The sequence below is a fragment of the Draconibacterium sp. genome, from assembly GCF_041583095.1.
In the GTDB taxonomy this organism is placed as follows: domain Bacteria; phylum Bacteroidota; class Bacteroidia; order Bacteroidales; family Prolixibacteraceae; genus Draconibacterium.
In genome coordinates this window covers 1-15,498 of the sequence record NZ_JBFHGM010000109.1, presented here as the reverse complement: position 1 = coordinate 15,498, position 15,498 = coordinate 1, and the positions used below count along the sequence as shown (strand labels likewise).

At 41.7% G+C, this 15,498-nt stretch carries 12 protein-coding genes and 2 tRNA genes; 11 read left to right on the top strand and 3 right to left on the bottom strand.

Annotated elements, in window-relative coordinates; all coding sequences use genetic code 11:
* The coding region (locus ABZB17_RS11670) for a M3 family metallopeptidase (protein ID WP_372650431.1) at nt 1-1,744 on the bottom strand (1,744 nt) is incomplete at its 3' end.
* A gap of 239 nt (nt 1,745-1,983) precedes the next feature.
* Here ABZB17_RS11670 and pheT point away from each other — a divergent pair.
* The 11 genes from pheT (at nt 1,984) to ABZB17_RS11615 (ending at nt 15,242) form a co-directional block, all read left to right on the top strand.
* A complete protein-coding gene (gene pheT / locus ABZB17_RS11665; protein ID WP_372650429.1) occupies nt 1,984-4,434 on the top strand; it encodes a phenylalanine--tRNA ligase subunit beta in 2,451 nt (816 codons plus the stop codon).
* Nucleotides 4,435-4,507: 73 nt separating this feature from the next.
* The gene (locus ABZB17_RS11660; protein ID WP_372650427.1) at nt 4,508-5,410 is read left to right on the top strand and encodes a DMT family transporter; all 903 of its coding nucleotides are present in this window, start codon (nt 4,508-4,510) and stop codon (nt 5,408-5,410) included.
* A 164-nt stretch (nt 5,411-5,574) separates the two neighbouring features.
* Nucleotides 5,575-6,444: a universal stress protein gene (locus ABZB17_RS11655; protein ID WP_372650425.1), complete on the top strand. Its 870-nt coding sequence runs from the start codon at nt 5,575-5,577 to the stop codon at nt 6,442-6,444.
* A gap of 20 nt (nt 6,445-6,464) precedes the next feature.
* Complete coding sequence (locus tag ABZB17_RS11650) at nt 6,465-7,091, top strand: V-type ATP synthase subunit E (RefSeq protein WP_372650423.1); 627 nt, start codon at nt 6,465-6,467, stop codon at nt 7,089-7,091.
* Nucleotides 7,092-7,193: 102 nt separating this feature from the next.
* Nucleotides 7,194-8,051: a DUF2764 family protein gene (locus ABZB17_RS11645; RefSeq protein WP_372650421.1), complete on the top strand. Its 858-nt coding sequence runs from the start codon at nt 7,194-7,196 to the stop codon at nt 8,049-8,051.
* Between the two features lie 6 nt (nt 8,052-8,057).
* Nucleotides 8,058-9,830 (top strand): V-type ATP synthase subunit A, encoded by a 1,773-nt coding sequence (locus ABZB17_RS11640; RefSeq protein ID WP_372650419.1) that lies wholly within the window; start codon nt 8,058-8,060, stop codon nt 9,828-9,830.
* Between the two features lie 11 nt (nt 9,831-9,841).
* Nucleotides 9,842-11,167, top strand: coding sequence for a V-type ATP synthase subunit B (locus ABZB17_RS11635; protein ID WP_372650418.1), 1,326 nt, complete (start codon nt 9,842-9,844; stop codon nt 11,165-11,167).
* A gap of 19 nt (nt 11,168-11,186) precedes the next feature.
* Nucleotides 11,187-12,305: a universal stress protein gene (locus ABZB17_RS11630; RefSeq protein WP_372650416.1), complete on the top strand. Its 1,119-nt coding sequence runs from the start codon at nt 11,187-11,189 to the stop codon at nt 12,303-12,305.
* 17 nt (nt 12,306-12,322) lie between these two features.
* The gene (locus tag ABZB17_RS11625) at nt 12,323-12,928 is read left to right on the top strand and encodes a V-type ATP synthase subunit D (RefSeq protein WP_372650415.1); all 606 of its coding nucleotides are present in this window, start codon (nt 12,323-12,325) and stop codon (nt 12,926-12,928) included.
* Complete coding sequence (locus ABZB17_RS11620; RefSeq protein ID WP_372650414.1) at nt 12,925-14,724, top strand: V-type ATP synthase subunit I; 1,800 nt, start codon at nt 12,925-12,927, stop codon at nt 14,722-14,724. Before ABZB17_RS11625 ends, ABZB17_RS11620 begins: the two co-directional genes overlap by 4 nt.
* 62 nt (nt 14,725-14,786) lie before the next feature.
* Nucleotides 14,787-15,242: a V-type ATP synthase subunit K gene (locus ABZB17_RS11615; RefSeq protein ID WP_372650412.1), complete on the top strand. Its 456-nt coding sequence runs from the start codon at nt 14,787-14,789 to the stop codon at nt 15,240-15,242.
* Nucleotides 15,243-15,313: 71 nt separating this feature from the next.
* Here ABZB17_RS11615 and ABZB17_RS11610 read toward each other — a convergent pair.
* Both ABZB17_RS11610 and ABZB17_RS11605 read right to left on the bottom strand, forming a co-directional pair.
* Nucleotides 15,314-15,395: transfer RNA gene (locus ABZB17_RS11610), tRNA-Tyr, on the bottom strand.
* A 15-nt stretch (nt 15,396-15,410) separates the two neighbouring features.
* Nucleotides 15,411-15,484, bottom strand: a tRNA-Thr gene (locus tag ABZB17_RS11605).
* Between the last annotated feature and the right edge of the window lie 14 nt (nt 15,485-15,498).

Here is a 15,498-nt window from a genome sequence, read left to right as displayed (position 1 = left end):
CGGCTGCCAAAAACTCAATAGTTGCAAATCCCTGGTTAAAGTGGGCTGCATTGTTGATTTTCTCTACCAATTCATCAGGAATTACTTCGCCTGTTTTATAGTGTTTGGCATACAACGCCAACATTTCAGGTTCGAAAGCCCAGTTTTCCATAATTTGCGAAGGCAGCTCAACAAAGTCGCGTGAAACCGAAGTTCCCGACAACGTTCTGGTTTCGCAATCAGACAGCAATCCGTGCAAACCATGACCAAACTCGTGGAACATTGTTATTACCTGATCCAGGCTCAACAACGACGGAATATCATCAGTTGGAGCCGGGAAGTTACAAACGTTTGTAATTACCGGAAGTACATTTTCGCCGTCACGCATTTCCTGTTTGCGGAACGAACTCATCCACGCGCCACCGCGTTTACTTGGACGAGCAAAATAATCGGTGTAAAAAATACCAATGGTACTTCCATCAGCTTCTTTCACCTCAAATACTTTTCCGTCTTTATGGTATTTTGGCAAGTCGGTTCTTTCGCTAAAAGTGATTCCCCAAAGTTTATTCGCTAAAGTAAAAATTCCCTGTTGTACGTTGTCAACCTGAAAATAAGGTTTTACATCTTCTTCGCTCAATGCATATTTATCCTGGCGAACTTTCTCGGCATAGTACCACCAGTCCCAGCCTTCAATTTTAATATTGGCGCCTTCTTTGTCGGCAATGGCCTGCATGTCGGCCACCTCTTGTTTAGCTACCGGCAAAGCTTTCTCCCAAACCTGCGTTAAAATATCGTACACATTTTCAGGATTTTTTGCCATGTTCTCTACCAGAATGTACTCTGCATGGTTGTTGTAACCAAAAAGTTTTGCACGTTCGCTGCGCAATTCAACAATTCGGGCTACAATTTTATTGTTGTCGTACTCGTTGCCATTGTCGCCTTTCATGATGTAACCTTTGTACAATTTCTCACGCAATTCGCGGTTTGGCGAATAGGTAAGGAACGGGTACAAACTCGGGCGGCTAATGGTGAAAATCCATTTCCCCTCCTGTCCTTCTTCTTTTGCAGTGGCAGCAGCAGCCGAAACAGAAGATGCCGGCAAACCTTCCAGATCAGTTTCATCTTCAATAACCAGTTTGAAAGCATTGTTATCTTTTAAAACGTTTTCGCCAAACTGTACCGAAAGAGTTGCCAGTTCACCGTTAATCTCGCGCATACGTGCTTTCTTATCTGCCGGAAGTTCAGCACCACCGCGTACAAACGACTTGTATTTTTTCTCCAGGAAACGAGCTTCTTCTGTTGAAAGATCAAGGTTTTCACGTTGCTCGTAAACCGCTTTCACTTTTTTGAATAAACCTTCATTCAGGTTGATATCGTCGTAGTGTGCCGATAATAGCGGCTCAATATCTTTTTCAATGGCCTGAATACTGTCGTTAGTATCAGCGCCACTCAAGTTACTGAACACATTACTTACACGATTTAAAAACGTTCCCGACTTGTCGAGCGCAACCATTGTATTCTCAAAAGTTGGCTCTTCCGGATTGTTTACAATTGCGTCAATCTCTTCTTTGTGCAAACGCATTCCCTCTGCAAAAGCAGGGCGAAAATGTTCGTTTTCAATCTGATCAAACGGCGGAACACCAAATGGTGTGTTCCATTCCTTAAAAAACGGATTCTCCATGTTATTTGTACTTTCCTTTTGCTGTGTTTGGCACGATGTGACCACCAAACCCAGGATAAAAACAAAAAATAGCAGTTTTTTCATTTCCCAAATATTTATGATAATTCAAATTTAGCTGCGCAAGATACTATTTTTCGCCTCATTCATAAATGACAGAATTCAAGTTTTTCAACTGATTAGCTTCACTTTTTTCTGATTTTCGGGAAGAACACTACTTCAAGTTTTAATTCTTTGTGATTAGCAGAAAGCTGCTTATGTATATGTTATAAAAATCAGTACTTTTGTGCGATTCAAAAAAAAATTGACAGAAAAATCATTATAAGATGAAAATTTCATATTCCTGGTTAAAAGATTACATTAAACTGGAACAATCGCCCGAAGAGATTTGCGACATTTTAACGCAAACCGGTTTGGAAGTTGGCGGTTTGGAAGAGGTTGAAACCGTAAAAGGAGGTTTGGCCGGATTGGTAATTGGCGAAGTTATTACCTGCGAGCAACACCCTAATTCAGATCATTTAAGCAAAACAACTGTAAATGTTGGCACCGACGAAGTGTTGCCAATTGTTTGCGGTGCACCAAACGTAGCAGCCGGACAAAAGGTTGTTGTAGCTACTGTTGGAACTACGCTTTATGATGGCGACCAGGAATTTAAAATTAAAAAATCAAAGATCCGTGGCGAAGTGTCGATGGGAATGATTTGTGCCGAAGATGAAATTGGTTTGGGACAAAGTCACGACGGAATTATGGTACTCGATCCGCACGCCAAAGTGGGAACACCGGCAAAAGATTTTTTCAACGTGGAGTCAGATTGGGTAATCGAAATCGATCTTACACCCAACCGTATCGACGGAGCTTCGCTAATTGGAGTAGCCCGCGATTTGGCCGCTTTTCTGAAAAAAACACAGGACATTGAATATACAAAACCATCGGTTGACGACTTTAAAGTTGACAATAACGATTTGGTTATTCCCGTAGAGGTAGAAAATAAGGAGGCTTGCCCGCGTTACGCTGCTGTAACTATTTCAGGCATCGAAGTGAAAGAGTCGCCGGAATGGTTGCAAAACCGTTTAAAAATGATTGGCCTGACACCAATTAATAACGTGGTTGACATTACCAATTACGTGTTATTTGAAACTGCACAGCCGTTACACGCTTTTGATGCCGACGAAATTACCGGTGTAAAAGTGATTGTAAAAACCTTGCCTGCAAAAACAAAATTCACTACGCTTGATGAAGTGGAACGCGAACTGGACGAGAACGACCTGATGATTTGCAACGCAGAAGAAGGCATGTGTATTGGTGGCGTTTTCGGAGGAATGAAATCGGGCATAAAAGAAACAAGCAAAAACGTGTTTTTGGAAAGTGCTTATTTCGATCCGGTTTATATTCGCAAAACTGCCCGTCGTCATGGGTTAAACACGGATGCATCCTTCCGTTTCGAGCGCGGCGTTGACCCGAATGGACAAGTTTACGCACTTAAACGTGCAGCTTTACTGATTAAAGAAATTGCCGGAGGAACTATTTCTTCTGACATTATTGATATTTACCCTACACCGATTGAAGATTTTAAAGTGAGTGTTTCGTACGCAAACATCACACGTTTAATCGGTAAAGATTTGGGGGCTGATGTCGTAAAAAGCATTTTGGAATCGCTGGAAATTAAAATTGAAAGCGAGAACGAAACCGGTCTGGAATTGCTGGTTCCGGCTTACCGTGTTGATGTAAAACGCGAAGCCGATGTAATTGAAGAGATTCTGAGAATCTACGGATACAACAACATTGAAATTCCTACACAGGTTAAATCGTCGTTGCAAACTGCCGACAAACCAAACCCTGACAGCGTTAAAAATCGGATTGCTGAAATGCTGACTTCACAAGGTTTTAACGAAATATGGTCGAACTCGTTAACAAAATCGAGCTACTACGAAGGATTGGAACAGTACAAAGACGAGCAATCGGTAAAAATGCTGAATCCGTTGAGTGCCGACTTAAACGGAATGCGCCAAACCCTGTTATTCGGCGGGCTTGAATGTATTGCCTACAACGCCAACCGCCAGAATAAAAACCTGAAGATTTACGAATTCGGGAACACTTACTTTTACAAAGGAACGCAGTTAAAAGACCAGCCGGCCAATAATTATTGGGAAGAAAATCACCTTGGACTTTTCATAAGCGGAAATAAAGAAGCTGAAAGCTGGACGATGAAAGAAGAAGCTGCATCGTTCTACGGATTAAAATCATACGCTGAAAACATTCTGAAACGCCTTGGTTTATCTGCTGATAATATGCAGATTGACGATTGTGAAGACGAACTATTCAGCGAAGCACTGGCATACACCTCCAACAACAAAGTTGTACTTAAATTGGGTATTGTTGCCGGTAAATGGCTGAAGAAATTCGAGGTTGAAAACCCGGTTTATTACGCCGATTTCAATTGGGACAATGTATTTAAAGCACACAAACAACATAAAGTGCTGTTTAGCGAGTTGCCAAAATTCCCGGCTGTTCGTCGCGATCTGGCTTTGCTGCTCGACAAATCAGTGAAGTTTAGCCAGCTGAAAGAAACGGCTTTTAAAATGGAACGCCAGCTATTACGCGAAGTGGACCTGTTTGACGTTTACGAAGGCAAAGGCGTGCCCGATGGTAAAAAATCGTATGCTGTTAGTTTCATTCTGCGTGATGATAGCAAAACGCTAAAAGACAAACAAATCGACAAAACGATGCAAAAGCTGATTATGGCTTTTGAACGGGATTTTGGTGCTGAATTACGCTAAAAGATTACCATATATAAACTAACTTGCATCCCGGATAACTTTCCGGGATGTTTGTTTAAAGCAACTACATCGTATGCAAAACCACACAAAAGGAATCATATACGCAGCAATAACTGCTTTCTTTTGGGGCTTTTTAGCCATTGCCTTAAAAGTTGCCGTGCGCGAGGTGGCCCCGGTTACTGTGGTATGGATTCGTTTTGTGGTAGCATTTATTATGCTCTCCGGCTGGCAGTCTTTTAAATCTCCGGCATCGTTCAGAATTCTTATAAAACCGCCCGTTCTACTGATACTGGCCGCGCTGGCCCTGTCGTGGAACTATATGGGTTATATGCTGGGTATCCACCACACAACCCCCAGCAATGCGCAACTTTTTATACAAACGGGGCCGCTTATTTTAGCCATTGCCGGCTTTCTTATATTTAAAGAAAAGCTGCTCCGCAACCAGATTATCGGTTTTTCAATAGCGCTGTTAGGGTTCTCATTTTTCTACCGCGACCAGCTGCAGGCATTTTTCGAAAGTGCCGATACTTACCAACTCGGAATTCTGTTAACCATATCGGGAGCCCTTGCCTGGTCGGTTTATGCCATTTTACAAAAAAAGCTGGTTCGTACTTTTTCGGTCGACAGCCTAAACCTCGTATTGTTCGGACTTCCGGCGCTGTTGTACATTCCTTTTGTTGAATTTCGTCCCTTACTCGAACTAAGCTGGAGCTGGTGGTTGCTTCTTGTGTTTTTGGGAGCCAACACTTTTATTGCCTATACCTGCCTCGGGAAAGCCCTTAAATACGCCGAAGCCAACAAAGTAAGTATCATCATCATATTAAACCCGATGATCACTTTAATTACCATGGGAATTTTAACCGAACTCAATGTTTCATGGGTAGAACACGAGCGGTTTTCGGCCATCACAATTGTTGGTGCAGCATTGGTATTTCTGGGTGCCGTTCTGGTAGCCCGGAAAAATAAATCTCGCTAAGTACATTTCAGCCATTCCAGCCCCTGCTTTAACATCATTATTCCATATGTTTCAAACCTGATTTCTGTAACTAATTCCCCCGTTTTCGTATATAATAAAACATAAACGGGCTATTGCAACTCTTTACTTATTGCATTGGGATACAACTTTTAACAGGAATAGCTATGAACTATAGATCGAATAGTATTCTGACACACATCCCTCAAAACCGAGATGGAGAAAGCATTCTTAAACAAGCTTTGTTTTTTACAAATGCATTAAGCATGCGCATCTTCCTTCTTGATGTAATAAAAACCGGGCCGGCAATATTTCATAACCCAAAATCGAAGCGGAACAAGATTCGCCACCAGAAGGCCCTGGAAGAGTTTACAGACTTTGTAAAAAACAGTTTAGGCACTGATATTCCTGATAACATAATTTTAAGAATTGGCTGGGGAAAAATCATCAACACGCTAATTGCCGAATCGGAACGTGGTGGTTACGATTTTGTAATGATAGACAAAAGTAAACATGCCAACAACGAACACCTTTCACCGGCTGATGTAAGCCGGTATGTAAGCAAGTCGTACTGTCCGGTTCTCTCAGTAAACAAAGAATATCCGATAAACGAGATCAAAAGTATTGTTGTGCCGATCGACATTTCGCAGCACACCAAAAAAAGATTGTATTGGGTAACCTTTTTTGCCAAACGACTGAAAGCAAAAATCCACATTGTTTCAGCATTGCACATCGATATTGAGGAACGAAAAAGTTTAGCCTACAAAAATGCGGAGAAGATTAGAAAGATGCTTGAGCAACGAGGTGTTGAATGTGAAGTGAAGATTTTAAAAGTTCATGACAGAGAAAGACACACCGCAATACTAAACTATATAGAAGAAGTTAACGCGGGTATGGTAATGATACGTACGCACCAGGAATCGAGGTTTACCGGAAAAAAGATTGGAAAATTTGTTTCGGCAATTGTGCACGGGTGTAATAAACCTGTTTTTACCGTTGGCGGTGTTACCCAAAAATACGATTTAGATGCCATATAAAACTTACAAAACCAAAGTGTATGACCGACCGCATTGCAGAAATAACGCAAAAAATCTATAACGAAGGCATTGTTAAAGCCAAAGACGATGCCGACCAATTACTTGCTGAAGCAAAAGAAAAAGCGGATGACATTATTCGGTCGGCTAAACTTAAACAGGATGAGATTATTCGCGACGCACAAAAAAATGCAGCGGAAGACAAAAAAAGAACAGAAGCCGAATTGCAACTGGCAGCACGTCAGTTTATAAGCAAGTTAAAACAACAAATTACAGGGCTTATCAGCACTGCCCAAATCAACCCGCCAGTTAATGAAGCCTTTAACGACAGCGATTTCATCAAAAAAATCATACTCACATTAATTGAAAAGTGGAATCCAAAATCCGGTAAAAGTATGGAGCTCCACCTGCTTCTTCCACCCGATGATCAAAAAGAACTTACAGCTTTCCTGCAAAAAAGGGCAACCGAAGCCATGAACAATGGCATTGAAATTTTAGTAGATCCCAAATTAAAATCCGGTTTCAGAATTGGCCCAAAGGATGGCAGCTACCTCATCAGTTTCACCGCACAAGACTTTGCAAATTATTTTAAACAATACTTTAAAGACCGAACAAAAAAGTTACTGTTTGATGCCACTGAAACAGAGTAAAAAACCGAAAAGAGGCATCGCAGGAGTTGTGATACAAACATAAAATAAGAGCTGTGTACACCGGGCTTTAAATGATTTTTGAAGACCATTTAAAATTCGGTTATGCTGATAAAAAAAGAATATTATTGTTTGATTGCCGGGCTTCCCGATTTGTTCTTCGACGAGAACAAACCAACTGTTACTGGCAGTGATTTCAGGGAAGAACTGCAACACCAGCTTAGTCAACCCGACTTTAAGTTGGTTGAATACCTCTTTTTACCTTTCGACAATCGAAACCTGCTCAATGTTTTTTTCGGGCAAAACAAGCCTTTCTTCTACCCCGGCAACATTACCAAGCACGAATTGGAGTTTCAGTTATCGTCGGAGAACGAAGAAATTGAGCTTCCGGAATACATGAAAACATTTTTATGCTGGATGAAAGGCATGGATAAAAAACAGGCTGATTTAGAAGATAAAAATATCCTTACTACTTTGTTTTTCGAGCACGCATTGAAATGCCCAAATTCATTTCTCCAAAATTGGTTTCGTTTCGAGCTCAACCTGAAAAATATATTTACCGCTTTCAACTGTAAAAAATACAACTACGAGCCGGAAATACATTTACTGGAAGTTGAAGGCGAATGTGTTGTCTATTCTCTACTAATTGAAAACAAACTTAAAGCGGATTACTTCGAAGAGTTGCTCCCCTACCACGAAGAACTTTTCAAGATTGCCGAATCGAATAGGGTATGGATTGAAAAGGAAAAAGAAGTTGACAAAATCAAGTGGGAATACCTGGATGAGAATACCTTCTTTCACTTTTTTACCATTGAGAAGGTGTTGGCTTTTACTATAAAACTCCTGCTTATTGAGCGGTGGATGAAAATGGATAAAGAAACAGGCAAAATGCTGCTACATAAACTAATTGACGAGTTAAAAACAAATTATGAATTCCCTCTGGAGTTCAGCTTGACTAAATAAAACAATATGACTACAACAGGAAAAGTAGTTGGAATAATTTCAAACCTGGTGGTGGTTAAAGTTAATGGCCCGGTTTCGCAAAACGAGATATGCTATATCGATCACGAAGCTGTTAAATTGATGGCCGAGGTGATTCGTATTGGTTCCGAAAACGCCTATATACAGGTATTTGAGAGCACACGTGGATTAAAAACCGGAACTCCGGTAGAATTCACCGGCCACATGTTGGAAGCGATTTTGGGGCCCGGAATTTTATCGAAGAATTTTGACGGCCTTCAACACGACCTTGATAAAATGGAAGGCGTATTTCTGCAAAAAGGCGATTACACCCACCCGCTGGAAGTAGATAAAGACTGGAGTTTTAAACCGCTTGCAAAAGTTGGCGATGAAGTGGAAGCCGGGTCGTGGCTGGGGGAAGTTACTGAAAACTGGATTGCCCATAAAATTATGGTTCCCTTTACTTTTAAAGGCGATTTTAAGGTAACGAAAATTGTAGTTTCGGGCGATTATAAAATTGAGGATACAATTGCTGTTTTGCAAGACGCGGAAGGTAAAGAACACCCCGTATCGATGATACAAAAATGGCCGGTTAAAGTTCCTATAAAAACCTACAAGAACAAACCACGCCCTGCAAAATTCCTGGAAACCGGTATTCGTGTAATCGACAGTTTTACTCCTATTGTTGAAGGAGGAACAGGTTTTATTCCCGGCCCGTTCGGAACAGGGAAAACCGTTCTGCAACACGCCCTGTCGAAACAAGCCGATGCCGATATGATTGTGGTAGCCGCCTGCGGCGAACGTGCCAACGAAGTGGTGGAGATATTTGCCGAATTTCCGGAACTGGACGACCCGAGAACCGGACGTAAACTAATGGAGCGTACAACCATTATTGCCAACACATCGAACATGCCGGTAGCAGCCCGCGAAGCATCGGTTTATACGGCCATGACAATTGCTGAGTATTATCGATCCATGGGGCTGAAAATATTGTTGCTGGCCGATTCCACATCGCGTTGGGCACAGGCACTGCGCGAAATGTCGAACCGCATGGAAGAGCTTCCCGGCCCCGATGCATTTCCGATGGATTTGCCCGCTATTATCTCCAACTTTTACTCGCGTGCCGGGTTTGTAAATCTCAAGAACGGAGAAACCGGATCGGTAACTTTTATTGGTACCGTTTCGCCCGCCGGTGGTAACTTAAAAGAACCGGTTACCGAAGCCACTAAAAAAGCAGCAAGGTGTTTTTATGCACTGTCGCAAAACCGGGCCGATAGCAAGCGTTACCCTGCTATTGATGCTGTGGAAAGTTATTCGAAATACCTCGAATACCCGGAATATATCGATTATGTATCAAAAGCTATTTCACCAAACTGGGTCGATAATATTCTCCAGGCCCGAAATAGCCTTGTGCGTGGTCGCGAAGCCTACGAACAAATAAATATTCTGGGAGATGATGGTGTACCGATTCATTACCACGAAATATTCTGGAAATCGGAGGTGATCGATTTTGTGATTCTTCAGCAAGATGCTTTTGACAAGATTGATGCATCAACACCCATAAACCGCCAGCAATACATGCTCGAAAAAGTGCTTACGATCAATTACACCCGGTTTAGTTTCGAACATTTTGAGGAGGTAAATCCCTACTTCAAAAAAATAATAAACGTACTGAAACAAATGAATTACTCGGAGTTTGAATCGGAACAATTCAAAAAATTTGAAAAGGAATTAGACGAAATAATAAACGAAAAAGCCGTTGTTGAGACCGAACAACTATAAATGCGAAGAGAATGGAAACTACAGCTTTTCAGAAAATACATACCAAAATTGATCAGATAACGAAAGCAACCTGTTCGTTACACGCTACGGGGGTTGGCAACGAGGAAATGGCACTTGTTAACGACCGCCTGGCGCAGGTAGTTAAAATTGAAGGCAACCTGGTAACCCTGCAGGTTTTTTCGGGAACGGAAGGAATTCCAACCAATGCAGAAGTGGTATTTCTGGGCCATGCACCGCAACTGGCTGTGGGCGACGAGCTGGCCGGACGATTCTTTAACGCATACGGACAACCGATTGACGGTGGCCCCGAAGTAGACGGGAAATTAATAGAAATTGGTGGCCCGTCGGTAAATCCTGTTCGCCGTAAACAGCCCTCGGAATTAATTGCAACGGGAATTGCAGGAATCGACCTGAACAACACGCTGGTAACCGGACAGAAAATTCCGTTTTTTGCCGATCCCGATCAGCCTTACAACCAGGTTATGGCCATGGTAGCTTTACGTGCCAAAGCCGATAAAATTATTCTGGGCGGCATGGGAATTACCAACGATGACTACCTTTTTTTTAAAAACCTGTTTGAAAATGCCGGTGCCATCGACCGCATTATCAGTTTTGTAAATACCACCGAAAATCCACCGGTTGAACGTTTGCTTGTTCCGGATATGGCCTTGTCGGCTGCCGAGTATTTTGCTGTGGAAAAGAATCAGAATGTGCTGGTGCTTTTAACCGATATGACTTTGTATGCCGATGCATTGAGTATCGTTTCAAACCGGATGGATCAAATCCCGTCGAAAGACAGTATGCCGGGTTCGTTATACAGCGATCTGGCTAAACTTTACGAAAAAGCGGTGCAGTTCCCCGATGGCGGTTCGATAACGATTATCGCTGTTACCACACTTTCGGGCGGCGATATTACCCATGCCATTCCCGACAACACCGGCTACATTACCGAAGGGCAGCTTTTCCTGCGTAAAGAAACCGACATTGGCAAGGTTATCATCGATCCGTTCCGAAGTTTATCGCGCCTGAAACAGCTGGTAATTGGCAAAAAAACACGCGAAGATCATCCGCAGGTAATGAATGCGGCCATCAGATTGTATGCCGATGCCGCCAATGCCAAAACCAAAATCGAAAATGGTTTCGACCTTACCGATTACGACAAGCGTACCATGAATTTTGCAAAAGATTATGCCAATGAACTACTTGCCATTGACATAAACATTGAAATTGATACGATGATTGATACGGCATGGAGATTATTCGACAAGTATTTTTCGCAAGCCGAAACAGGCATTAAAGCCGAGTTGGTAGAGAAATATGGAAAACAGATAATATGAAACATTAAATGGAGTTGTTATGGAAAATCAATTAGTTACAATCCTTAGGATTTCGACACCTCAGCTGGGATCTTTAGTTAAAGATAAGCTGGAGGAAATTGGGATTGAAGTATTTTTCACCAACGAGGGAATGACCCCGGGTGAACGATACAATCCTGACGAAGTGCTCCTGAAAGTAAAGGCCAGGCAGTCGGAAAAAGCCATTGCCCGGCTTTTGCAGCTGCATAAAGATTACGACCTCGACAAAGTTAAGGATGATGCAAGTTTTACCGGACTGAGAAAAATTTTGCTTCCGGTAAAATTAAGCGAAGACTGCATCGACTTGTGCAAATATGCCATTGGCCTGGCAATAAAACAAAATGCCGAGATCAAGATTTTATATGTTTATCCCGACCCGAATTTTAATGAACCCAGCCGTTATACCGCTTCGTGGGAAAAGTACGTAAGAATGGAGCTGAAAGAAGCACATAAAAATGCACAGCAAAAACTTGTAGACTTTAGCCGGGAGCTCAAAAATCAGGTTCCTGCGGAACTTTTTAACGCAGTAAAATTGCATTACCGAATGCTAAAAGGAACGCCCGAAAACGTAATTACTGCAGCATGTAAACGCTATAATCCCGATATCATATTTATGGGAACGCGCACTACAAAAAATGCCGAAGGTGAGTTTTTGGGAAAAACGCTTATTAAGGTAATTGAACAAACACAGCACTCGGTTCTGGCTGTTCCCTTATCAGCAGTTTTTAAAGGAAAAGAAGAAATTAACGTGTTGTACTCAACCGATTTTTACGATTCCGATAATTCATCGTTGAACAAATTACTAAAGATACTGGAGCCCGTTAAGAAGAAGATCTATTGCGTTCATTTCGATATAAATAACGGCAAGCAACATCAGGAAAAAGTGAACGAGTTAAATGCCATGCTTGAAAGAGATTACAGCGAATACCAAATCAGGTGCGAGCTTTTCGAGAGTGACGACTTGCTTAAAGGAATTGAGGAATTTGTTGACAAAAAGCATATCGATATCATATCGTTGTCGAAAGTAAAGCGCTCGGGTATTTACAAATTTTTCCACACCGACCTGGTATCAACACTCATTTCACAAGCAAATGTGCCCATCCTGATTTTTCCGGTTTAATTTATTAAAACAAAAAATTGGCAATAAAATTTCAATACAATAAAACTGCCCTCCACAACCTGAACAAACAACTGAAGATCAGGCAAAAGGCATTACCTACCTTAAAAAACAAGGAAGCCGCTCTTCGTTTGGAGGTTAAAAAGGCCAAAGATCAAACCGATGATTTAAACCGTCAATTACAAATTAAGATTGGCGAACAAGAGCTTTCTGCAGGATTGTGGAACGAGTTTTTACCCGAATTGATTAGAATTGAAAACGTTAGTATAACGTGCAAAAAAATTGCCGGCGTCTCCATTCCTGTAATGAACGAAATAATATTCAAGGAGCAAGATTTTAGCCTGTTTTTAAAACCCGATTGGTTTCCGGCAGGTATTTCGTTTGTAAAAGAACTGGCCGGAATTGTTACCGGGCGTGAGTTTTATACGCGCAAAATGGCACTGCTCGACAGGGCCAGAAAAAAAACAACACAAAAGGTAAACCTCTACGAAAAGGTACAGATTCCGGGCTACGAAGATGCAATCCGGAAAATAAAACGATTTCTGGAAGACGAGGAAAACCTTTCGAAATCGGCACAAAAAATTGTAAAAAAACGACAGCAGAAACAAAAAGCAACGGCAGTATGATCGTTCCGATGTTAAAATATACTTTTCTGGTTTTTCACAGGGAATACGAAGATTTCCTGATTGAACTGAACAGATTGGGCCTTGTACACATTGCCGGGCTCGGTCTTGATCCTTCGGAAGAAACCACCAAAAAAGTTGCAGAGCTGAACAAATACGAACGAGCCATCAACTTTCTGCAGAAAAGAGAAAGTGAAACAGCCGAAAAACCCGGGTTGTATTCGGCACCGGAGATCATTGACGACCTTACCGAAAAACAAAAGGAACTTGAAGAACTGGAAGCCCGGCTCGAATCTTTATCAAAAGCGGCACAAAAAGCATTGCCGTGGGGAGATTTCTCACCCGAGCTCATCGAACAGCTAAAAACCGAAGGAATACGTTTGCAATTTTACCAAACCACAAAAAAGAAATACATCGAACTGGAACAAAGTAATTTTCCGGTAGCGGGAATTTCAGAAACCGCCAACCAAGTGCTTTTTGTACATATCCAACAAAACGAAGAAGACTTGGGAACAGATGCAGAGCACTTGGAACTGCCACCTCTTCCCTACTTTGTAATTGAAAAACAGATTCGTGAAACAGAAGAAAGAATAAAAGCGATTCATACAACTTTTAACAGCTATGCCAACAACTCCATTTATTTGCTGGAAGAAGAAAAAACAACACTGATTCGATCGCTGGAATTCGACAATGTACTGCGAAATACCAATAAAGAGGCTGAGAACAAATTAATGGTGTTAGAAGGTTGGGTTCCACAAACCAAAACACCGGCGCTGAACCAATTTTTAAAAGACAGTGATGCACTCTATTTTTCGCGTAGAGCCAAACCCGACGATAAAATTCCGGTTTTGCTAAAAAACAACCGGTTTGGCAAACTCTTTGAGCCGATTGGTTCCATGTTTTCATTGCCCGATTATGCAGAGCTCGATTTAACTGTATTTTTTGCACCTTTTTTTATGCTGTTCTTTGGCTTCTGTTTAGGCGATGCCGGCTACGGATTACTGTTTGTAATTGGCGCCGGTTTGTATAAATTAAAAGCCAAAGCGGAGTTTAAACCGTATTTAAGCCTGATACAATTTTTAGGTGCAGCAACAATTTTGTTCGGAGTCGTTTCAGGAACTTTTTTTGGTATTAACCTTATTGAAACAGATTTTGCTTTAACCGTAAGGGTTCGCCATCTTTTCCTAAATCCCGACAAAATGTTCAACCTGTCGCTGATGCTGGGTGGTGTACAAATCATTTTCGGGCTTTTTATTAAAGCCGCCAATCAAACCAAACAGTTCGGATTTAGTTACGCACTGGCAACTTATGGCTGGCTGGTAATTCTTATCGGCAGCATTGCTTATGCGCTACTTTCCGGTGCCGGAATTATTCCGAAAAACAAAACCATTTTATACGGCATAATAGCGCTGGGCGGATTTTTCGTGCTGTTTTTCAGCGATCTGGGCGTTAATGTTTTTGCCCGCATTGGCAAGGGCGTTTGGGATGTGTACTCAACCGTTACTGGCATTTTTGGCGATCTGCTTTCGTACATCCGCCTGTTTGCGCTGGGTTTATCGAGCGCCATTTTGGGTTTTGTTATCAACGATATTGGCCTGCAAATTTTAGGAGCGTCAAAGATATTAGGCCCGGTATTTTTTGTCCTATTCCTGTTACTGGGGCACACCCTAAATATTCTTATTTCGTCGCTCGGCTCGTTTGTACACCCCATGCGTTTAACTTTTGTGGAGTTTTATAAAAGTGCCGGTTTTAAAGGCGGTGGCGAAGAATATAAACCCTTTGGAAGGATGAAGGATTAAAGATGAAGGATAAATTGGAAAAAGATAATACAAATAGAAATAAACATTAAACAACTACGATTATGACAACTGCAGTTATTTTAGCCTATATAGGTTTAGCTATAATGCTTATTTTTTCGGGAATTGGAAGTGCTGTTGGTGTCTCAAAAGGAGGAAATGCCACCGTTGGAGCACTGAAGAAAAAACCCGACAAATTTGGTAGTTACCTGCTATTGAGCGCCTTGCCCGGAACACAGGGTTTATACGGGTTTGCCGGATTTTTTATCATTAACAGTCAAGGAATTATTACAGCGGATATGACCATGTTACAAGGAGTAGCAATAATGGCAGCCGGATTAACCCTGGGTTTTGTTGGATTTTTCTCGGCACTTAACCAGGGAAGTGTAACATCAAACGGCATTGCAGGCATTGGCTCGGGGCACGATATTTTTGGAAAGACAATGGTATTGGCTGTATTCCCTGAGCTGTATGCAATTATTGCATTTGCCGCTACTTTTTTGATTAGTATGAGTTTGTGAGAATCAAATAATAAATTCAAAATGCCACAAAATGAAAAAAGCCCGTCATAAAATGACGAGCTTTTTCGTTGTGGGAAGAGCAGGATTCGAACCTACGAAGGCTGAGCCAACAGATTTACAGTCTGCCCCGTTTGACCGCTTCGGTATCTTCCCAAAGTATTTTAAATGAGCCGAATCCCAGATTCGAACTGGGGACCCCGAGATTACAAATCACGTGCTCTGGCCAACTGAGCTAATTCGGCATTTTTTCATTATT

Bases quoted from the DNA above. Each gene is read 5' to 3' on its own strand.
- ABZB17_RS11615 (WP_372650412.1), top strand. From the start codon at position 14,787: ATGACAACTGCAGTTATTTTAGCCTATATAGGTTTAGCTATAATGCTT.
- ABZB17_RS11620 (WP_372650414.1), top strand. From the start codon at position 12,925: ATGATCGTTCCGATGTTAAAATATACTTTTCTGGTTTTTCACAGGGAA.
- ABZB17_RS11655 (WP_372650425.1), top strand. From the start codon at position 5,575: ATGAACTATAGATCGAATAGTATTCTGACACACATCCCTCAAAACCGA.
- ABZB17_RS11645 (WP_372650421.1), top strand. From the start codon at position 7,194: ATGCTGATAAAAAAAGAATATTATTGTTTGATTGCCGGGCTTCCCGAT.
- ABZB17_RS11640 (WP_372650419.1), top strand. From the start codon at position 8,058: ATGACTACAACAGGAAAAGTAGTTGGAATAATTTCAAACCTGGTGGTG.
- ABZB17_RS11650 (WP_372650423.1), top strand. From the start codon at position 6,465: ATGACCGACCGCATTGCAGAAATAACGCAAAAAATCTATAACGAAGGC.
- ABZB17_RS11660 (WP_372650427.1), top strand. From the start codon at position 4,508: ATGCAAAACCACACAAAAGGAATCATATACGCAGCAATAACTGCTTTC.
- ABZB17_RS11635 (WP_372650418.1), top strand. From the start codon at position 9,842: ATGGAAACTACAGCTTTTCAGAAAATACATACCAAAATTGATCAGATA.
- ABZB17_RS11630 (WP_372650416.1), top strand. From the start codon at position 11,187: ATGGAAAATCAATTAGTTACAATCCTTAGGATTTCGACACCTCAGCTG.
- pheT (WP_372650429.1), top strand. From the start codon at position 1,984: ATGAAAATTTCATATTCCTGGTTAAAAGATTACATTAAACTGGAACAA.